The sequence below is a fragment of the Rossellomorea aquimaris TF-12 genome (assembly GCF_001648555.1).
Classification (GTDB): domain Bacteria; phylum Bacillota; class Bacilli; order Bacillales; family Bacillaceae_B; genus Rossellomorea; species Rossellomorea aquimaris.
Window position 1 is genome coordinate 278,441 of record NZ_LQXM01000030.1, and the last position, 21,012, is coordinate 299,452.

The 21,012-nt window shown below is 40.0% G+C and carries 22 protein-coding genes; 3 read left to right on the plus strand and 19 right to left on the minus strand.

Annotated elements, in window-relative coordinates; genetic code table 11:
* The first annotated feature begins 71 nt into the window (after window positions 1–71).
* Window positions 72–842, plus strand: a complete 771-nt coding sequence (locus tag IQI_RS18560) for a DUF3891 family protein (protein ID WP_064094157.1) — start codon at window positions 72–74, stop codon at window positions 840–842.
* Between the two features lie 36 nt (window positions 843–878).
* On the opposite strand, the gene IQI_RS18565 is transcribed toward IQI_RS18560, so the two are convergent.
* The 12 genes from IQI_RS18565 to IQI_RS18620 all read right to left on the minus strand — a co-directional run bounded on the left by IQI_RS18565 (window position 879) and on the right by IQI_RS18620 (window position 12,847).
* A complete protein-coding gene (locus IQI_RS18565; RefSeq protein ID WP_064094158.1) occupies window positions 879–1,742 on the minus strand; it encodes a DegV family protein in 864 nt (287 codons plus the stop codon).
* 55 nt (window positions 1,743–1,797) lie between these two features.
* Complete coding sequence (locus IQI_RS18570; protein ID WP_064094159.1) at window positions 1,798–2,889, minus strand: ABC transporter permease; 1,092 nt, start codon at window positions 2,887–2,889, stop codon at window positions 1,798–1,800.
* A complete protein-coding gene (locus tag IQI_RS18575; RefSeq protein ID WP_064094160.1) occupies window positions 2,886–3,812 on the minus strand; it encodes an ABC transporter ATP-binding protein in 927 nt (308 codons plus the stop codon). Before IQI_RS18575 ends, IQI_RS18570 begins: the two co-directional genes overlap by 4 nt.
* A gap of 114 nt (window positions 3,813–3,926) precedes the next feature.
* Window positions 3,927–5,171 (minus strand): MFS transporter, encoded by a 1,245-nt coding sequence (locus IQI_RS18580; RefSeq protein ID WP_064094161.1) that lies wholly within the window; start codon window positions 5,169–5,171, stop codon window positions 3,927–3,929.
* Between the two features lie 828 nt (window positions 5,172–5,999).
* On the minus strand, window positions 6,000–6,428 hold the full coding sequence (locus IQI_RS18585; RefSeq protein WP_064094162.1) for a DUF6526 family protein: 429 nt from the start codon (window positions 6,426–6,428) through the stop codon (window positions 6,000–6,002).
* A gap of 160 nt (window positions 6,429–6,588) precedes the next feature.
* The gene (locus IQI_RS18590; protein ID WP_064094163.1) at window positions 6,589–7,722 is read right to left on the minus strand and encodes an MBL fold metallo-hydrolase; all 1,134 of its coding nucleotides are present in this window, start codon (window positions 7,720–7,722) and stop codon (window positions 6,589–6,591) included.
* 47 nt (window positions 7,723–7,769) lie between these two features.
* The gene (locus IQI_RS18595) at window positions 7,770–8,006 is read right to left on the minus strand and encodes a glutaredoxin family protein (RefSeq protein ID WP_064094164.1); all 237 of its coding nucleotides are present in this window, start codon (window positions 8,004–8,006) and stop codon (window positions 7,770–7,772) included.
* A 412-nt stretch (window positions 8,007–8,418) separates the two neighbouring features.
* The gene (locus tag IQI_RS18600; RefSeq protein ID WP_064094165.1) at window positions 8,419–8,895 is read right to left on the minus strand and encodes a hypothetical protein; all 477 of its coding nucleotides are present in this window, start codon (window positions 8,893–8,895) and stop codon (window positions 8,419–8,421) included.
* Between the two features lie 108 nt (window positions 8,896–9,003).
* Entirely contained in the window at window positions 9,004–9,735 is a 732-nt protein-coding gene (locus IQI_RS18605; protein WP_064094166.1) for a DUF421 domain-containing protein, read from the minus strand.
* A 14-nt stretch (window positions 9,736–9,749) separates the two neighbouring features.
* Window positions 9,750–10,448 carry a YetF domain-containing protein gene (locus IQI_RS18610; RefSeq protein WP_197489777.1) on the minus strand — a complete coding sequence of 233 codons (699 nt, stop codon included), beginning with the start codon at window positions 10,446–10,448 and terminating at the stop codon, window positions 9,750–9,752.
* A 128-nt stretch (window positions 10,449–10,576) separates the two neighbouring features.
* The gene (gene rlmD, locus IQI_RS18615; protein ID WP_064094168.1) at window positions 10,577–11,962 is read right to left on the minus strand and encodes a 23S rRNA (uracil(1939)-C(5))-methyltransferase RlmD; all 1,386 of its coding nucleotides are present in this window, start codon (window positions 11,960–11,962) and stop codon (window positions 10,577–10,579) included.
* 15 nt (window positions 11,963–11,977) lie between these two features.
* Window positions 11,978–12,847, minus strand: a complete 870-nt coding sequence (locus IQI_RS18620) for a DNA-3-methyladenine glycosylase family protein (RefSeq protein ID WP_064094169.1) — start codon at window positions 12,845–12,847, stop codon at window positions 11,978–11,980.
* Window positions 12,848–12,962: 115 nt separating this feature from the next.
* Between IQI_RS18620 and IQI_RS18625 the strand changes: the two genes are divergently transcribed.
* The gene (locus IQI_RS18625; protein ID WP_064094170.1) at window positions 12,963–13,403 is read left to right on the plus strand and encodes a DUF4362 domain-containing protein; all 441 of its coding nucleotides are present in this window, start codon (window positions 12,963–12,965) and stop codon (window positions 13,401–13,403) included.
* Between the two features lie 69 nt (window positions 13,404–13,472).
* On the opposite strand, the gene pdaA is transcribed toward IQI_RS18625, so the two are convergent.
* The 4 genes from pdaA to IQI_RS18645 form a co-directional block, all read right to left on the minus strand.
* Complete coding sequence (pdaA, locus tag IQI_RS18630; RefSeq protein ID WP_064094171.1) at window positions 13,473–14,249, minus strand: delta-lactam-biosynthetic de-N-acetylase; 777 nt, start codon at window positions 14,247–14,249, stop codon at window positions 13,473–13,475.
* Between the two features lie 325 nt (window positions 14,250–14,574).
* A complete protein-coding gene (locus IQI_RS18635) occupies window positions 14,575–16,131 on the minus strand; it encodes a fumarate hydratase (protein WP_064094172.1) in 1,557 nt (518 codons plus the stop codon).
* A gap of 109 nt (window positions 16,132–16,240) precedes the next feature.
* Complete coding sequence (locus IQI_RS18640) at window positions 16,241–16,687, minus strand: GNAT family N-acetyltransferase (RefSeq protein ID WP_064094173.1); 447 nt, start codon at window positions 16,685–16,687, stop codon at window positions 16,241–16,243.
* A gap of 241 nt (window positions 16,688–16,928) precedes the next feature.
* Window positions 16,929–17,111, minus strand: coding sequence for an SE1561 family protein (locus IQI_RS18645; RefSeq protein ID WP_064094174.1), 183 nt, complete (start codon window positions 17,109–17,111; stop codon window positions 16,929–16,931).
* Between the two features lie 113 nt (window positions 17,112–17,224).
* On the opposite strand from IQI_RS18645, the gene yfkAB reads away from it, so the two are divergent.
* The gene (yfkAB, locus tag IQI_RS18650; RefSeq protein ID WP_064094175.1) at window positions 17,225–18,352 is read left to right on the plus strand and encodes a radical SAM/CxCxxxxC motif protein YfkAB; all 1,128 of its coding nucleotides are present in this window, start codon (window positions 17,225–17,227) and stop codon (window positions 18,350–18,352) included.
* 219 nt (window positions 18,353–18,571) lie between these two features.
* Here yfkAB and IQI_RS20740 read toward each other — a convergent pair whose 3' ends face one another.
* The 3 genes from IQI_RS20740 to cax all read right to left on the minus strand — a co-directional run bounded on the left by IQI_RS20740 (window position 18,572) and on the right by cax (window position 20,970).
* On the minus strand, window positions 18,572–18,742 hold the full coding sequence (locus IQI_RS20740; RefSeq protein ID WP_156509950.1) for a hypothetical protein: 171 nt from the start codon (window positions 18,740–18,742) through the stop codon (window positions 18,572–18,574).
* A gap of 104 nt (window positions 18,743–18,846) precedes the next feature.
* On the minus strand, window positions 18,847–19,668 hold the full coding sequence (locus IQI_RS18655; RefSeq protein WP_064094176.1) for a YfkD famly protein: 822 nt from the start codon (window positions 19,666–19,668) through the stop codon (window positions 18,847–18,849).
* Between the two features lie 246 nt (window positions 19,669–19,914).
* Complete coding sequence (cax, locus tag IQI_RS18660) at window positions 19,915–20,970, minus strand: calcium/proton exchanger (protein ID WP_064094177.1); 1,056 nt, start codon at window positions 20,968–20,970, stop codon at window positions 19,915–19,917.
* Between the last annotated feature and the right edge of the window lie 42 nt (window positions 20,971–21,012).

Sequence of the window (21,012 nt, forward strand, 5' to 3'; positions counted from 1 at the left end):
TTTGCTATAATGGAAATATTAAACTACATACCTGGCCCCCACCCAAAATTATAGAAAGGAATGGTATAACCATGATTATACGAGATACGAAAGATTCATTTATCATGATCAAGCAGCATGACCACGCCTTTTTATCCGGAAAAATCACAGAGCATTTTAAACCAAGTCTACTAAAATCCCATAGCTTCTTTAATGATGTACAATATGCCGCATATGAACATGACCGCAGCTGGATAGGCTTAGATGACACACCCATTTGGAATGATCAACTGAATATCCCTTACACCTTTTCAGATTACCCACTACTACCCAAACTAGCATTCTACAAAATTGGTTTAGATGAGATTGAAAACGTGAATCCCTATTCGAGTCTGCTTTGCAGCCTGCACTTTTGCTCATTCTTTACTCAGTCTAAAAATAAGGATTGTCTTGTTTTTTTACAGGAAGAAGCAAAAAGGCAATCGTCTATTAAGAGTCAACTTGACGTTGATGAGAAATTACTCCTTCAGCATTTTCGTTTACTTCAATTTTCCGATGACCTGTCTTTGTATCTTTGTTTGAATGAGCCTGGTGCTGAAAAAGAAGAAGAACATCCGTGGTTTCAGAACGGATTTAAGAACACGGAGTTGTTTCATCCTTTGAAACAACCACTTATGGCTGAATGGATCAAGGAACATGAAGTCACATTTGATGCGTTTCCTTTTATGAATGATTTTCACTTATCTTTAAAATACAAAGCTGTTTCAAAGAAGCTAATTAAAGATATGGGAATTGTTGATGCTTACGAAAAGAGTGAAATAGAAGAGCGAAGGATATTACTATGTAAAAAGGTCTGCCTGTGATGTGTACCATCATCAGAGGCAGACCTTTTTTATTGATCACTTTTCAAAAAAGAACATGGAAATGGCTCCTAATCCAACATGGGTTCCGACTGAGACGCCCATTTGCATAATATAGATTTCTTTAGAAAAATCTGTGTTTGATTGGATTTTGGCTTTAAGGTTTTCGGCTACTTTGATATCGGATGTATAACCAATGATGATGAACTCCGTTATATCACGGTCATATCGATTGGAAAGTTCGGTGACGTAATGCTTCAGTACTTTTTTTAGTCCTCTTTCCTTTGCCACGATGGCACCTTTACCTTTTTTCATGGTCATAATCGGCTTTAGCATTAGCAGTTTTCCTATAAATGCACTGGCATTGGTAAGTCTGCCACTTTTTAATAAATGATCCAAGTCGTTTACCGAAAGGAAGTGTTTGACCTTTTCTTTATATGTTTCATTAAACTCTACAATTTCTTCAAATGTTGCTCCCTGCTCCCTCATCATGGCACTTTGTAATAGAAGCAATCCACTTCCATGGCTCATGCATTTTGAGTCCACAACATGTATCTTCACTAGGGAGTCACTCTCTGCCTCATAGAAATACCCTTTGGCAATCTCTGCTGATTGATACGAGCCGCTCGTTCCACTGGACATACATATACAAAGGATTTCCTTATATCCGTCCTTAACAGCTTGATGGAAAATGGCGAGGTATTCCGCAGGGCTCGGCATTCCCGTAGTGGGAAACTCAGGTAAGTCCTCCATGAATCCATAGAATTCATCCGGTTCAATATCTACCCTATCCTTGTAATCCTTACCACCGATCGTAACCGTCAGTGGAGCCAAGCTAATATCGTATAATTCCAATACTTCATTGGATAAATCACATGTTGAATCAGCCATTAGTTTTATCATGTATGCCCTCCATTAGGTACCACTAGCATACCCTATCTTTCGTACCGAACTTTCATTACTCCCACTTAAACACATAACTGGCCAACGCAAACCCGCCAATAAGCCAGGCACCTAAGATCAGCGTCTCCGTCCCTAATTCAAAAAACGGAGTCCCTAGATTCATCGTCTCCCTCAAAGCCGAACTCAAATGAGCAATCGGCAGGATCTTCACAATAGGCTGAATGATATCCGGCATATCGCTGATGGGAAAGAACACGCCTCCTAAAAACAGCAAGGGAAACGTCACGAATCCTGCAATCGGTCCCGCACTTTCCGGGTTCTTCGCAAGGCCAGCGATGATAAAGCCCAGTGACATAAACGCAAGTGTCCCGAGTACAATGAAGAAAATTAACGCAAGCCAGGAGCCTGCGACGTTTATGTTAAAGATCAGATTGGCGATTAGCACAACCAGTAACGCCTGGGTTCCGTTTAATACCAGTCTCGCCGTGATTTGAGCAGCAATAAAGGTCGATGCTTTCAGTCTCGTTCCTTGCATTCTGCGCAGAATTCCTCTTTCACGCCAGGCGGAAATTTGTCCTGCGACACCGTTCATGTTGTTGCTCATAATCATCATGGCGACGATTCCCGGAACAAGAAAATCAACATATCGAATATTTAAGGCTTCAATTCCAACCTTTTCAACCGTCACTAAAGGCTTGTAATCCACAAGATCTTTACTGTACTGATCAATGATTCCGTTCAAAACCGTTAGTCCAAGCTCGGAGGTGGTGAGATTTTTTTCATTATAATAAACAGGAAGGGAGAAGGCTTGATTTTCATCCTTCAGATTCTCTTCGTATCCTTTAGGAATTTCAATAAGAAGCTGGATGTCTCCATTTTCAACGGCTTCTTTTCCCGTTTTAACCTTTTCGTACTTCCGTGTTTTCAGTCCCTCATTTTTGTAAAACAGATCCTTTAAATCCGTTGAAGAATTGGTTTGATCTTTATCGATGACCCCTACTGTTAAGGAAAAATCATTTTCATTTCCGGCAAAAGATCCAAGAGCCAGCATTAAGATAATCGGGAAGAGTAATGTAAAGATTAAGACCTGTTTGTTTCGGGCAAAAATCCGTAATTGTGCCAGTGTTAATTGCCAATAAGCTCTCATGATTCTCTGATACTCCTTCCTGTCATATGTATGAATACATCCTCTAGTGTTGCTAAGCGCGTTTGTAGATCCTCGATTTTCAAATGATGTTCTGTTGAAACCTGAATCAGGGATGTTAGGGCTTGCTGAAGATTGTCTGTATACAGCTGGACAAAGGTATCCTTGATTGAGGCTTCCTCTACTCCATCCATTTCCAAGAACCATTCTTTTTTAGGCGGATTGGCCAAATGGAATTCTACTGTACTCGTAGATTGTAATTTTTTCACCAGGTTCGTTGGGGTATCAAGTGCAATCAGTTCTCCTTGGTCCATGATGCCGATCCTGTCACAAAGCACATGGGCTTCATCCATATAATGAGTGGAAAGAATCACCGTTTTCCCCCGTTCCTTCAAGCGTATGACGATATCCCAAAGAGTTCTTCTTGCCTGTGGGTCGAGTCCCGTCGTCGGTTCATCTAAAAACACAATGTTCGGATCATGAATAAGTGCCAACGCAATCGCTAAACGCTGTTTCTGTCCACCAGATAGCCCTTTTATTCGGTCATTTCGCTTCTCGGTTAGAAGCATATCCTCTATTAATTCATTAATGTCTACGTTTTTTGGATAAAAGCTCGCATACAAATGGAGAATTTCTTCTACCTTTAATAATTCAAACAATGAAGTGGATTGAAGCTGTACGCCAATCACCTCTTTCACTTTGTTCACCTGTTTACGGACATCAAAACCTGCCAGTGAGGCCGTTCCTTCATCTGGTTTCCTTAGACCAACAAGCATTTCAATGGTGGTTGTTTTTCCGGCACCATTGGGTCCAAGGAGGCCGAATATTTCTCCTTTTTCCACCTGAAATTCCACGCCCTTAACCGCTGTAAAGGAACCGTATCGTTTCACAAGTCCTTTGACGTCTACCATTACTTCCGTATGCATAACAAACCTCCTCAGGATTGTAGTGTTTTTGTTCAAAAAAAAGAAACAGCATTTATAAGCTGTTTCTCTTTTCATTATACTTGATTTTCCTAAAACATGAACCAATATATTTCTTTAAATCGATGTTGCTGATTGTGCACTTGACGGAGTCTCACCTTCGATTTTATTCCTCACCGCCACCGAAATAATAAATAGAAGAACTAATAGGGAACCAGTCACGATGAAGGATGGAATAACGCCAATGAGTGTAGCAAGTCCTCCGCCTGCTAAAGGTCCGATGATGGTTGCTGTGGTCGTGGTGCTGTTGATGACTCCAAATACCCTTCCAGTCATATGAACCGGGGTCTTCTCTTGTGCCGCCGACTGAAAAGGAATGATGACCAATCCGAATGCCGTACCAACAAGCAATCCAAGTGTAGGAAACCAGAGGATGGATTGACTCAAATCATAATAAGTAAGAACCCCCATGGCCCCGAATCCCAATCCAATTCCCAATACGCCTAGACACATATAAAGAAAGGCATTATATTCTGTTTTTTTTGATAGATACATTCCCGTAAACAGCATTCCAAGACCTGATCCGGCAACACAATAACCAAACAAATCTGGTGAGGCATTAGTTAATTGACGAACCAGAACGATAATTTGAGAATCAGATAATTGGAGAATCAATAAGCTTACTCCAAGTAAAAATAATCCAAACATCAAAAAATTAATTTTCTTAATGAACTGAAACCCTACCTTTACCTCCTCTTTAAAAGAATGGCTTTTCTCTTTTTCAGAGGATACTTCTACTACTCCCTTAGGTAAAAAGAGAATGAGCAGGGCTGAAAGGAAAAAGGTTGCTGAATCGATATAAAAGACAGTATACGCTCCAAGCATGGTAACAAGGATCCCACTTAATAGGGGACCAATCACTTTGGAGCTGGAATTAATCATAGACGTAATAGCCATCGCTTCCTTCATATGTTCATCAGGAACTACTTCCTTTAACTTCCCGTTTTTTGCCGGGATAAAAACAGATGCGAAGAGTCCCAAAAGGAACAAGCAGCCATACACCATCCAAACATTTGTCGCAATCGTTAGTAAAAGGATCAAGACACCTCTTACCACATCTGAAAGAATCATCAACGTTTTCCGTTCCATCCTGTCTGCAACGGCACCGGAAACCGGTCCGAACAAAGCCATCGGCACAGCCAAACTTAAAATGATGAAGGACATTTGCATGGACGTTGCTTCCCACTTTAACCCCACTAACGTCATAATCGCTACAATACTCAACCAATCCCCTAAGCTTGAAATCGCCTGTGCTGTCATCAACCTAATAAAGTGTTTGTTCTTTCTTAATGAAGGACCCATATTATCTCTCCTTTTAAAATGACACTAATGTCGTTTTGTTAGTTTTATTATATCGACACCAATGTCTTTTTACAAGTGTTTTTTAAAAGATATTTGAAAATGGGCTTGGATACGGGGTTCAGCCTGTACTTTTTTTAAAAAATTTCAAAAAAAGGTTTTAAAAGACACTAATGTCGATTATAATAACGACAAAGGTGTCATTTTTATTGTGTCACTCACATATGATTTAAAAACAGACACAGAAAGGGGAATTTCCATGTTAGGGATTATTAAAGTATTTTACTTACACTCACAAGATGCTGAAGTCAAGAAACTCAAGGATAAACTGCTTGATCAGAAATCCAGTTTTTATAAACAAATACTTTAAATAAAGGAGGGATTCTTATGTTGGCGGCCATTTTCAAAAATGCTGAAGTGAAGCAAATCAAAGATAAAATTCTTGATCTGAAGTCGAGTTACTATAATCGAATTCTTTAATTTTCAATGAAAAGGAGGTTTTCTTATGTTGGTCATTATTAAATTCTTTTTCTTACACTCTCAAGACACTGAAGTGAAGCAAATCAAGGATAAACTGCTTGATCAGAAATCCAGCTTCTATAATCGAATGCTTTAAATCAAGTTTCACTATGAATATCATTAAAGGAGATACTCATGAAAAAATATCATTATCAGTAGAATGTGCCCGTAATGACATGTATATTTAAATATCATTACGAGCACATTTATTCTCTATATATACTCCTTCTACTTCACACCTCTGTTACTCTTTCCCATTACAATTCTCAAAACAAAAAAAGAAACAGCTTTGTTAGCTGCTTCCATTTGTATTTATACACGATGATGGTCTGCACGCCACTTTTGTACAGCCTGCTTTATGTCGTCTGGAGAAAGATTCTCAGACACGGCTTTTGCCACTAATTCAGGGAACTCTTCATCATCTGCAAATCGTAGAGCAATCACTTGCTTCAGTGAAAGCTTAGAGTCTAATAGTTTCCCTGTTAAACGATAATACCGAAAATTTTCTTCAGTCCGAATGATTCTGTCCTGAAGCTTCAGGGCGTATCCTCTTACCATAAGTGCCAAAAATACAAGAGTGACCGTAGTCAATAGCAGGACAAGACTTAGCAGCCACTGACTCCCCAGATTTTGCACGAAAAACATAATTGAAAAAATAAGCGTTATGAGAGAAAGCAGTGCAATAACCCCATGAAATAGTGGGTCGATCTTTCTGTGATGTTGATAGTTTTGTTGATTCATTATGTAACCTCCTATTCTTCTTTCATTATATACGTTTATGAAGGAATGTGCCGTTCTAGAAGATTATTCGAAAACCTCATTTTCCTTCTCCCTTTTTCCACTGACGGTTCAGCAATAGAAAAAAGGGTATCATCCGATACCCTCTTTCTTCTATGTTTGATCAATCTGTATGATGTACCGCACAACGATTCGGTCCGATTTCCAGCTCTTGCTTTCTTTCATAATCGGCATCTTGAACGCCACGGTTAATCATAATGATTTCTTCAAAGTTAGGCGGCTTCACAGAACTTGCTGATTTCTCTACATCATTGAGGAAATCTTCTCTTGAAGCGGTGAACATTTTTTCGTTACGCTTTCTGATATTGCCCAAGGTGTCGCCAATGTATCCCTCTTCGTTCAGTTCCGTATCAAAGTCCGCATAGTGGGATGGCAGAACTATGACATCATCCGCAATTTCAGAAACTTTATTGTATACGGTATTGTACAAGTCATTCGCCCATTCCCTTACTTTGTTTCCAAGGTCCGGTCGGCCAAGTCCGCTTACAAAGATCGTATCACCAGAGAATAATAGCTTCTTATTCACAAAGAAAGATACGCTCCCCGGTGTATGACCAGGTGTCTTTACGGCAAGTACTTCCAACTCGATATCTTTGAACTCAATCTTCTCATGGTTTTCAAATGGGTTGAAGTCGAATACGGCACCTTCGCTCTTCATCAGGTAATAGGATCCGCCTGTCTGATCCGCTAAGTCCTTCCCTCCTGAAATATGATCAGCGTGCAAATGTGAGTCGACGATATGAGTGATCTTCGCTCCTTCAGCCTTTGCTGCATCGATATATTCATCCACAAATCTTGCTGGGTCAACGATCAATGCTTCACCATCAGAAACAACCATATAAGATAAGCATCCTTTTCCGACACGCACGAATTGATAGACTTTTATCTTCTCATCTTCATATACCTTCGCTTGATACAAATGCTCGCTCCATGATTTCATACCACCACTGAGGTATGCTGAATTGATTCCTTCCTCATCCAGCATTTCAGCCACCATCATGGAAGAACCTTCTTTTGCACAGACCACTAGTATCTCACGATCGGAAGGGATCTTATCCATGATCCCTTCTATACCATCAAGTAACTCAAAGTATGGCACATTTAAATATTCGAAGTTTTCACCTTCGATTTTCCAATCCTCGAAGTCACTTATATTACGAACGTCCAGGATAAATGTGTTTTCCTTATTTAAAATCTTCTCGGTTATCTCTTTAGCCGTCCATTTTCTAATAGTCATCTCAATTACCCCCTAAGGTATATTTTATGATAAAAAAATATAGTGTCTTATTTATTTAATAGTTCCACTACTTTATTTGGATCAAACCCAAGAACCCATTGACCATTCACTTCAGTCTGCGGTACACCCATTTGACCTGTGGCCTCGACTAACTTCCTTGCTGCCACAGGGTCCACTTGAACATTTACTTCTTTAAAAGGAATTCCCTGGTCGTTCAGGAAGTTTTTCATCATTGTACAGTAAGGACATGTATTTGTTGAATAAACAGTAACACTTTTATTCATTTTTCCATCTCTCCTTTTACTTAGTATAAGATTTTTTTAGTATGAATTATACCCCTATAGGTATTTTATTCAGTAAATGGATAATTGTCAACAGTTTATTTTTGATAACTTTGCAGGACTTCGACCACCATGGATGAATACAAGTTCGCTACCACTGGAGAAACTTAGAAAATTAAAAAGGAGCCTGCATCCCAGTGCATCAATTAATGTTTGCATCTAGAAGCAGACTCCTTATTTTATAACCATACTTTTCCGTAATAAAGTTTTCCTTTTTCCCACTTTACCATATCTTTAGAACGTTTTTTCAGAAGGGATAATCTATTTTTTTGATCACTTTCTCCCCAATTTGGAACCAATCGGTTTTATAAAAGGGGGCAACTTAAAGGAAAGAGACTAATAGAAAAAAAGAATTTTAGTTCACCGGATGAACAATCGGTTTAAAGCCGCCTAATTCAACGATTTCTTTCTTCCCATCTACCGTTACCATAAAATAGTCTTCTCTTTCTGTGCAAGCGATATCTTGAACGGTTAATCCCTTCGCTGAGTAGAACTCTTCAATTTCACTCCGTTCAATGTTGGAAACCTCATTTTTCTTCTTTCCCTTTTCCACCGCTGGTTCAGCAGGAATTGTTCTTATTTTAGGAACAGACGGTTCATTTTGATTAAAAATCCCCTGAAGGAGCTTGATAATCTCTGAGAAACCAAAAAAGACAATTCCCCACACGACACCGTTAATCATTAAACCTATTCCAACAATAGCCTGCGTTGCACCTAAAGCGTTAAAGGCATCATTCATTCCATAATACAAACCCGTTATTATTCCCAATACGATGGATACAACACCAATCACATAAAGGGCTGAGGCCACACTGTTTTCTTTACTCGTCAAAAAAATACCCCCTTGAACAATTTTCTCGTTACAGGAATAGTATTCTTGTTAAAGGGTAATATTTCCTTTTTTTGAGGCTCTTCCATCGAAAAAGGACTACTCTTTTGCTTACGTTTCAGAAGCAGAAGAACAGTCCTCATTTTTTAGAACATACAGGGATTTTGATTGATTTAACGTACCCAAAAAGACTTCATTGATATCCGATATGTTTTGTTTAGCCAGCTTATTCATTAGCCATGATTCATCAACATCAAGTTGTTTTAAGTTCTCTGGTATCAAATGCCCTTCATTTATGACAATGAGAGGAATTTCAGTGGCACTCACAGGAAGCTTCATATCCTTAGGGGTCACATGAGATTCACGATCATATTTTATAACAGAAATAAATCCATTGGGTTCTAAAATAGCGTATTTAACCTGACTCACATCGAATACACCGTTTACGCGAAGTTCCGAAAGCAGCAACTCGATATTGATAAATTGCCGTTTTAAGTTTTTCACGACAACTCTCCCATTATCAATCAGTAGGGCTGGCTTCCCATTAAAGAAAAAACTAAATCTCCTATTTTTCAATGAAATCAAGCTTAAAATGATGTGCCAAGAGATTAGTGTCAACAAGGGGACCAACATATAGGTAAAGGAAACCTTTCCATCTAAAAGGGGCGATACGGTTATAGCCCCTAGAATCCAAATAAGAGCAAAATCATACGTAGTCAATTGACTTACAGCACGCCTTGATACGAACCTTCCTACGAAAAATCCAATAACCCCAACAATTAAGGTTCTGATTAAGTATCCCAGAAACGTTATTTCATCTATGACACCAAATACATCCGGCAAACATCAGCACCCCCTTAATTTAAATACAACTCATTTTGTTCCGTTATGAGTCCAATATAGACTTCCCCAATAGAAGTTACTTTTTGTTCTTTTAATTGAGCATGAACCCAGTCTATTTTTAGGTTTTTATCTTTCAATACTTTTCTGTCAATTTTCCCCTCATAAATCAATATTCTTGTGAGTTCTTTCGTTGTCATTGGTATCCCCATTGTCGATTTCGTCACGGGTAAGGAATGGCTATTTTTAGCCACACTGTAATGTCCGTTTGGTTCAGCAATTAAATAATCGACATTTTCCAATCCAAACACATTTTTTTGTCTTAAAATTGAAAACATATTGTCGATGGTAAGCAATGACTTTCTCAGATTGCCTTTTTTCACCTTCCCATTTTTCACTAGTACATTTTGCTTTTTCGAAGCAATGTATGGTGACAGCTTTATATAACTGTATGAAACCAATAAAATGATGACGATATATACAAACGTAATCGCAATCGCATCAATCGGCCGTGACTGGGGCTGCACCATTCGAGCGGCTGCAATATGACTAATCCCCGCACCCACCAGGAAATTATAAGGAGTCACAATCCCCGGCTGTCGGAACCCTAACGATTTATCTGCCAGAAAAAGAACAAAATATAAGATTGTTGTTCGGAAAAATAATTCCAAATAACTAAGCTCTTCTGCTTCGAATAATATATCTTTCCACTCCACCCTACCCATCTCCCCGACATCCTTATTTTTACTATTATTTCTTCATTTCCTTAAAGAATACCCTTATCATGATTTCCCGGTGCAAGAGAAAGAGCCTTTGGGATGATCCCAAAGGCTCTTTTGGTTGTTTATTTTAATGTTAGCTGTGCAACGCACTCCACATGCGCCGTCTGCGGAAACATATCCACCGGCTGCAAATACTCCACGCGATAATGCTTCTTCAAATAATCAATATCCTTCGCTAAGGTGGATGGATTACATGATACATACACGAGCTTCTTCGGCTTTACTTCTTTAATCGTATCAAGAAACTTGTTGTCACAGCCCGTTCTTGGTGGATCAACTACGACCACATCGGGGCGCCAGCCTTCTTTTTTCCACTTCGGCATGAGGGTTTCGGCACTGCCTACAAAGTACTCGGCATGGTCGACTCCAAATTTTTCGGCATTTTTCTTTGCATCCTCAATACCTTCTTTGATGACGTCCATTCCGCGGATTTCTTTTGCACCATCTGCCAGCCAAAGACCGATGGTTCCTACTCCACAGTAGGCATCCACTATCTTCTCTTCACCTGTTAATCCCGCTGCTTTTTTTGCTTCGTTATACAGCTTGCTTGTTTGGATCGGGTTCAGCTGGAAGAATGCCCGCGCTGAAAGTTCGTAGGTGAATTCTTCTAAGCGTTCTTCGATGCTCTCTTTTCCTGCCAGATGAATCGTTTCGTCTCCAAAGACAAGGGACGTTTTCTGTGGATTGATATTTTGAGCAATGGAAACTACTTCAGGTAAACGCTTTTGAATCTCAGTGAGCAGTAATTCCTTACGTGGAATATTCTTCACTGTTGTCACGAGTACGACTTGGACTTGTCCTGTTTCAAAACCAACACGAGTAACGATGGTTTTGATGAATTGTTTTTTCGTTTTAACATCAAAGACTGGAATCTTAAAGTCGTTGATGATGCGTTTGATTTCCGTTGTGATTTTATTGGTTAATGGGTGCTGAACGATACACTCGTCGATGTCGATAAGCTTGTTTGAGTTCATGCTGTAGAGGCCAGCAATGGCTTTTCCTTTGTCTGTACCCATTTGGAATTGGCTCTTGTTCCGATAGTGCCAAGGGTTTTCCATTCCGATGGTTGGACGGATATCCAGTTCATCCAGGTTGAGCTTGGTGTGTCGTTCCATGGATTGAAGAACGATGTCACGTTTTGCTTCCAATTGTCCGTCGTAGCTTAGATGCTGAAGCTGACATCCTCCGCATTGCTCGTAGACCGGGCATGGAGCTTTTGTTCGTTGCGGAGACTTTTTACGAATTTTTTTCACGCGAGCCTCTGTGAATTTCGGATGAACCTTTGTGACTTCAACGACTACCTCTTCTCCTGTAAGTGCTCCAGGAACGAAAACGATTTTGCGTTTAAAGAAGCCGATGCCTTCTCCGTTAATTCCGATCTTTTTTATTGTAAGAGGAAACTGTTGTTTCAACTCAATTTTGACACTTTTATCTTGTTGTTTTTTCATTTTTCCACGTCCGTTCTATTCAATACTTCTCCATAAATACAATGATGCATAACTTAAATAAGGGTGCCACGGGTCGCTGAAGGAATCAAGCTCTTCCATGGTTGGCTTTCGGTCCATTTCAAAAAGAATTTTAATGGCGTTCTGAATGCCGATGTCCGCTTTTGGAAAAAGGTTTGGTCGACCAAGCCCAAATAATAAGAAGCTTTGAGCCGTCCATGGTCCAATTCCACGTACTTTTGTCAGTTCTTTTATAATTTCTTCGTCTGATTGCTGTGCTAGTTCGTCTAAATCCAGTTCACCACTTATGATTTTTTCAGCGGTTCCAATGACGTATTCTGCTTTTCGCTGACTGAATTGAAGCTCTCTTAATTCTTCCACCGTTAGTGTAGACACTACTTCTGGTGATGGGTAAAACCAGACATCGTCCTTTTGCCAGCCATAGGTCGTCACAAATCGATGAGTTAAAGTAAAGGCAAACTTCAGGTTGAGCTGCTGATGGATAATGCTTTTAATAATCGTAGCAAAGGGATCGAACTCAAGGATGATGGGTGTTCCCTTATGCTCTTCAAAAATGGGCTTTAGGTCTGTGTTCAAGAAGTGTTCGTGAACCGAGTGAAGACTGATATGCCACTGAAAGATATGAAAGATATGCTTTTCTTTCTCATCTAAATCGTTCTTGTTTTCAAAGGTAATCGTGAACTCGGGTTCATCCGTGGTTCCCGTTGCTTGCACCTTGATGACTTCCCCTTGCCCATTCTTAAGATAATAAGGAACCTTGACGCTTCTTTCCTCTTTATCAACAGCATTCAATGGATCCAAAGACAAACGATCTAACACACGATCAAAATTATACGGACCCTCAATCGCCACATTCCTCACAAACATATACCTCTTCCTCCCGCTCATTTCTTGTATGTGTATTATAGCACAAGAGGGACGGACCTCTACAAGTAAAGGTCCGTCCCTTATGGTATTATTAGGTAAAAGGGGGAGAACTTATATGAAGCAATTGTGGATAATCATTTTCGCTTCTTGTTTCGTCCTATGGGCTTGTGAAGAGGAAACATCTTCAATAGATAACAAAGAACTCTTGCAGGATTACAATCCCATTTCTACTGACATTGTGGCGACTCATGGAGAGATTGAGAACCTAGATCGATTCAAGGAGTTTTTTGATCATGTATCAAGTGGTAAACCTGATTGGATTCGAGTGGTCTCTTATACTGAGGAGGGTGACGCGATTCTCCAGGAGCTGGACTATGATGGCGAGACCATCCAATCCAAGCTGGATTCTCGCAGAGACCGATTCGGCTCTGGTGTTGTGGAACGAATGTCGTGCATGAAATTGGAATACACTCAGAACACTTCGAGGTATGATCACGTTTATGAGCTGAAAGAGTGTGACAATGATGAGTATAATCGGACTGTGATATGGTATTGAGAAAGGGTTAGAGGGACGGACCTTCATTCCTAGTACCTTGTCCTAGGAATGAAGGTCCGTCCCTCTGGTTTATTTTTTCATCATGGGGTGCTCATCCAGGCTTTTGAAGGTGTAGCCTTTTTTCTTGAGGTCTTGGATAGCTTTTTCGAGTGCTTCGGCGTTGTCTTTTGATACTGTGTGTAGCAGGATGATGGCTCCCGGATGGGCTTGGTTCATGATGTTATCGTAGGAATATCGCCATCCTCTTTGCTGGTCGGTTTTCCAGTCGACAAAGGCCAGTGACCAGAAAACATGTGTATACCCTTCTTCTTTGGCAATTTTCAATGTACGTTCACTAAATACTCCTCTTGGTGGTCTGAGATATTTCATCTCCTTTTGACCCGTTAGCTCCGCTGTTTTCACTTTTACTTTTTCTAATTCTTCTCTTACTCGTTGATCTGTTACCGCTGTGAAATCTGGATGATGCCAGGAGTGATTTCCAACAATGTGACCTTCCTTTACCATTCTTTTCACGAGGTCCTCTGCACTTAACAGATAATGCCCGGTGACAAAGAACGTAGCAGGTACTTTTTCTTGCTTTAGAGTATTGAGAACTTTTTCTGTAAATCCATTTTCGTATCCATTGTCAAAGGTAAGATACAGTTCTTTTTTGTCAGAAGACCCTTTATAAAAAGCACCATATTTCTCAAGTAAATCATCGTATTGCCGCCCAGCTTCTGCCGGCACTTCATTTTGACTCTTCTTAAATCCCCAGCCAATCGGTTGATTCGAGACGGCTTGGGCTTGAGAAGGAATAACGAGGATTAGAATGGTAGCAATGATGAGGATTTTTAAAATTTTCAACATGTAACCCTTCCTTCATATTCGTTTTCTTTAGTTTTTGAGAAGATTGAGGTTTCATGCTTACTAATAGTATCCAATTTTATGAAAATCCTTTTAGAAATGGCTTTACACTTACAGTTGAAACATAATCGGGCTTAATCGGGCCACTTTTTGACGTATTTGGGCCACATTAAGCCTTAATTGGGCCTCTTTTTAACTTTATTGGGCCATAATCACCTAACATTGTGCCAAATTGTGAACGAAGCGCAGCGTAACGAACTAAGGTCCGTCCCTCCAAAACCACTACACAAAAAACCACCCCGCATCAATCGAGGTGGCTTCATTTCAATTATTTAAATACCGGCTCTTTAAATTGAGCTAGTTTTTCCAGTGATGATTTGTCTACTTCTTCATGTAGGCTGTTTCCGTGTGAGTCCATGGTTACAACGGCTGTGAAGCCTTCTACGTTCAGGTGCCACATGGCTTCAGGGATACCGAATTGCATGAGGTCTACTCCGTCTACACCTTTGATGCAGTCTGCGTAGTATTGAGCCGCTCCACCGATTGCGTTCAAGTAAACGCCTCCGTGCTCTTTCAGTGCTGCAAGTGTTTTAGGACCCATTCCGCCTTTTCCGATAACGGCACGGATACCAAAACGTTTCATAATATCACCTTGGTAAGGCTCTTCACGAATGGAAGTGGTTGGACCTGCTGCTTTCACATGCCATTGACCTTCTTCATCTTTTAACATAACCGGACCACAGTGGTAGATGACTTGGCCATTTAAATCCACTGGTGCATCATTGTCTGAAAGATGCTTATGGATCGCGTCACGACCTGTGTACATACGGCCGTTGATTTGAACAACGTCTCCTACTTTCAGCTCGCGCACTTTTTCTTCTGTAATAGGTGCTTCAAGAACGACAACGTTTGGCTGCTCACCAGAAGAAGCTGCTGCCGTTTCTTTTTCTGCTGCAAATCCTTCTGTTAAGTCGATTTTGTCTCCTTCTTGGTACATCCACTCATCTATTCCGCCTGTTTCCGTGTTTAGCTTCACACCTAAGCGACGGAACGCCCAGCAGTTGTAAGCAACAGAAACGAAAAAGCTTGCTGGAATACGATTCATCACGCCGACTTTACAACCAAGCAGCGTCGTCTCTCCTCCAAAGCCCATGGTTCCGATTCCAAGCTCATTTGCATTTTCCATCACATATTCTTCAAGCTTACGAAGGTCTTCGTTGGTATTCACATCATCCACGGAACGGAATAATTGTTCTTTGGCAAGATCATATCCAGATGAACGATCTCCACCGATTCCTACACCGATGAATCCGGCACTACACCCTTGCCCTTGTGCTTGATACACCGAATGCATTACACATTTACGGATTCCATCAAGGTCACGGCCAGCGCGGCCAAGCCCATCAAGCTCACAAGGCAGGCTATATTGAATGTTTTTATTTTCACATCCGCCACCTTTTAAAATCAGGCGGGCATCAACGTAATCTTTTTCCCATTGCTCGAATTTGATAACAGGAGTACCAAGGCCGAGGTTGTCCCCACTGTTTGCTCCTGTTAATGAATCAACGGAGTTTGGACGAAGCTTTCCGTCCTTCGTTGCTTGAACCATAGCAGCATAAATTGCTTCTTTGATTTCAAGCTGGTTGACACCGATTGGCGTTTTTATTTTAAAGGTTGGAAGACCTGTATCCTGACAGATAGGAGATACATTGTCATCAGCCATTTTTACGTTATTCGAAATAGTATCAAGGCTCATGGCCGCTCTTGTGCCTGCATTTTCACGAGCTTTTGCAGAACGGATCGCACGACGCACATCCTTTGGTAAGTTCGTTGAGGTTTCTACAATTAAGTCATACATGCTTTGCTGTAATGTCTCTTTATTCATCGTTCTTCCCCTTCCCTTTGCGTAAAGCTATTTATTGTCTATTTTCATAGGAATATTCTCATTTTTCATTCATTATTATACTCCTATAAGAATAAGATTGAAAGGGATTTCACAACGGAATTTCCTTTTCAAAATAACAAGAAACCTCGTCTTCTTCCATGTATGTAAAACCGTAATTTTTATAAAATTGAATAGCATCCTCCCACTTTTTATTGGTTTCGAGGATGAGTCTCCTTGCTCCTAATTTTACAGCTTCATTCTCAAGATGGAGTAGCATCGCACGTCCAAGCCCTTGTTGGCGGTACTCCTTTAATACGGACATGCGAACAATTTGGTAGGTGGCATCTTTTTCTTTTCTGATCGCCCCAGTTGAAACGATTCGTTCGTTTTTCATTCCTACAAAAAAGTGATGAGCCCCCCCTTTGTATTCTTCAATAATATTATAGATATCAGGATTCAACGAATAATCGATGAACCCAAAACGCTCACGAAACCCTGATAAAATCACATCCCTTGCTTCCTGACAATCTGCCTGACTAATCGGATTAATCACCATGACCCTATCCCCTTTATCTTTTATCCTCTTTGATGAGGGACGGACCTCATTTGTAACCAAATACCGTGCTATTGCTCATACTGATTCTTGTGAACATGTCATCATCCACCAGAGAGGTCCGTCCCTAAAAATATCCCCTTTATCTTCTATAATTAAATTAGACACAAAGACTGGAAATTCCTCTGCACAAAAAAGAGGGACGGACCTCCAAAAATTTTGGAGGTCCGTCCCTCTAATCGGTTTATTCGCTTTTCTTAAATTGTTCGCATTTTACTTCTATATCATCGATCATCGCGATTAGTCGATCGATATCTTCTACATCTGCTTGTTCAGGGTCGATTGAATCTAATACATCGACGAATAAGTTTAGACGTTGTTTTAAATAAGTAACTTGTGAATCTTTATCGTTAACTGCTTTACCCAATGTACTCTCTCCTTTCGTACCTTTACTATGGTAACCAATATTATTCGGATTGACAAGGACTTGTGATTTCTCAATAATGGATAGGTGACTTAAATAAAAAGGAGTTTCTTATCATGAAAACAAATACTCTCTCCAAGAAAATGTCCATAGAACATGATCCTTGGGAGGCTTACTTAGATGTAGATGAGCATGGTGACATTACGCTCTCCAATATTGAATTTACTACTACGACTCTTTGCAATATGAGATGCGAACATTGTGCCGTGGGATACACCCTATCACCAAAGGATCCTAGTGCTCTTCCCATTGAGCTGATTCTTTCAAAACTGGATGAAATAACGACGCTTCGTTCTCTTAGTATTACCGGCGGAGAGCCGATGCTTTCAAAGAAATCCGTTGAAAATTATGTATTACCTTTATTGAAATACGCCCATTCACGAGGCGTACATACTCAAATCAACTCTAATTTAACCCTGGAATTAGATCGATACTTATTAATTGCCCCGTATTTAGATGTTTTACACATTTCTCATAACTGGGGAACCATTGATGAGTTTATCGACGTTGGATTTGCCAACATGGAACGAAAACCTACCCGTGAGCAAAGAAGAAAGCTGTTTGATCGCATGATCGAAAACAGTAGGGCTCTTTCTGAAAACGGTGTCCTCGTTTCTGCAGAAACCATGTTAAATAAAAATACTCTGCCTTATTTAGAAAAAATTCATCGACAAATCGTTGATGAAATGAAATGTGGCCGTCATGAAATTCACCCTATGTATCCATCTGACTTTGCTTCAAGCTTAGAAACTCTTTCATTAGAAGAAACTCGTGAGGCGATTCGAAATATTCTTACCTTCAGAGATGAAAATGTATGGATGCTGTTTGGAACTCTTCCATTTTATCCTTGCAGCTCTTCTGAAGAAGACCTCGAATTATTAAAGAAGTTATACTCTGCCAAAAATGTAAGTGTCCGTAACGATCCTGATGGACGTTCTCGACTAAATGTAAGTATTTTTACTGGGGATGTCATTGTGACTGATTTCGGAGATACACCTCCCCTAGGAAATATCACAAAGGATTCTCTTCCGGAAATCTTCACGAAATGGAAGCAAGAGCCTCTTGCAAAAGAATTAAACTGTCATTGTCCAATGGCTCGCTGCTTAGGACCGAATGTCCTGGTAAAATCCATGTATTATGAAGATGTTGATTTTTCAAAACGCCAGGCCAAGATTTCACGATAAGAAAGATGCTTAGATTCGTATTGAATCTAGGCACCTTTTTATGATTTCCGTTAAAATGAGAGTTTTACCCGTCACAAAGAAACATTTATGCGTAAGTTTCAGTCTTTTATCCGTTAAAGTCCTCCATTTATCCGTATAATTGTGAACGATTAAATTCATTCTAAACACAAACCCCATCCACATCAAAAAAACACCCCGGAAACTATGTCCGAAGTGCTTCTAATGTGACGCGCCGTCATTATGATTGGGTTCTTGAGAATGCTTAGAGATGAGTTCATACGAATCTCCCCGTCGTTTTCCTCGATCTCTTTTTGCTCTTCTTACTCCAAACCAAATTCTTAAACCTGTAAAAACAATAAGCAACCCTACAAATAAGAATAGATATTCCATTTTCCCTCTCCTTTATTCTGAATATTCTAATTATTGTAACATATTTTACACATGAAAAAAAGAGTGAATGTCAGGATTCCTACAACTCACTCTTTTTTCTATTCTTATCGCGGAGACTCGCTTGCCATAAATCCGAAATGGACATGATCCTGAACAGGAATCCATGCTCCGACACCTTGTGACGTGACGTTTTTCACAACGATGGAACGCTCCATCCCTTTCATGACAAGGAAAACTTCCCCGTAGGTTACCTTTCCTTTTTCGTTAATGGCAGGAGCGTATGCATATAGATAGCCAAGTCGTTTTGGTGAAATGTTATAGACCTGGTCTTTTTTTGTTCCTGCTCCTACAATCGTTTGAAACGCGAGTGGTAGCTGGGATTTATCCATTGCTTTGATGAGCATCATCTTTTCCACATCTTCTGCGTGAGGAACTTTTGCTGTCAGCCCGCCTTTTACGGCTTTCTGAGCTTCTTGAACATAGTGGATTTGGTGATTTCCTTTTCCACCACGGTTATCGAAATAGTTGGTGTTGATCTTTTGGTATTCCCAGTTAGGGGACGTTTCGTTTGAAGCATAGTTTAATGGCCACTCTCCTAAATAAATAGTTGCCCTTAACCCTATTGTCGGTGCTTTATTAATATTGGTTTCGTTTAAAATACGAATCAGGTTGGGATTTTCGATTTTAACATTGGATGTATCAATTAGTTCTTGTGACATTTCACTTGGTTGGAGATACGGTTGATCTTGTGTTGAATTAGGATACGTGTTTTCTTTGGCAATATTTAAAACAGAGTTTGGAACCGTGACCTTCGCAGGGCTGCTTTCCTTTTTAGGACTCTTCTCTGCATTTTTTTCAGCATGAATACCAGTTGTTGCAACGAAAAATGCGAGAATGATCATTAGAGCAGTACGCATCATTTTCATAAAACTAACTCCTTTCAATCTTAACTTTTCAGGTTTGCCGTTAGTTTTTCCTATATAAACAGGCTTATCCAAAAAACTTTATTTGAAAGAATATTTACAAAATTCTTATTTTATTTTATAATCTAACTGAAAAGAAAATAATCAGGCTTCTCCTACAAAGCATATCTGATTATTTTTTATGTAAAGTTCATTTCTATTTTTTCCCTAAAAAAGACTCAGGCCCGCATGCGGACCTGAGTCTTTTTTTTACAACAGATAAAATCCAATTCCCATTATTAAATAGGCCGCCAGCAAGGTGAGTCCTTCAAACCAGTTCGTTTCTCCATCATTTGAAATGATAATGGTTAGTAATACCGCTGATACCATGGCCACGAGCTCAGGCAATGTAAACACAAGGGACATGCTTTTCTCAAATAACAATGAGATTAAAACGAGTACCGGGGCAACAAACATGGCCACTTGAAGAGTGGATCCTACAGCAATTTCAACGGCCACATCCATCTTGTTCTTATAAGCCATAATAATAGCTGACGCATGCTCAGCTGCATTTCCTACAATGGCAACAATGATAACCCCAATAAACAATTCACTCCAACCGAATGCTTCACCAACCTCTTCAAATGTATGAACGAGACGTTCAGATACATAGGCAACAGCGACAGTGGAAGCAGCAAGAATGAGTAAGGCTTTCCCTTTACTCCATTCCGGCTCTTCTTCGTGGGCTTGCTCTCCTTCACTTTCATGCTGATATACACCTCGATGGGTCACTAGCTTGAAGAATAGGGCAAATAAATAGAGAGCAATTAAGATTACAGAGATCCCAATGCTTAGTGTCATTGTTTTTGCTTCATCTATATCCTGCGCGAATACTTCCGGTATAACAAAGGCAACAATAATAGCAAACATTAAAAGTCCTGAGTTATGGCGTGCATCAAAGACGTTAAACTTCTGACGTTTAAACTTTAAGCCACCAACAAAGAAAGACAATCCCGCAACTAATAATAGGTTACCAAGAACCGATCCTGTTAGAGATGCTAATACGACTCCAATCAATCCAGCCTTCAAGGCAAAAATGGAAATAATCAGTTCAACGGCATTTCCAAAGGTAGCGTTCAACAATCCTCCAATACGTGGACCGGACACGACCGCCAAGCTTTCCGTTGATCTTCCCATAAAGGCTGCAAGGGCTATGATGGTGACACAGTATACAGCAAACATGACAACACTCGGCCAGTGTAAAAGTGAACCGATAACGGATAATGGAACTCCGGCAAAAACAAGCAGTGCAAAAATTTTATTCACGTTTTATATCCTTCCTTCTAAAGAAATTTGATTAAAAAGAAT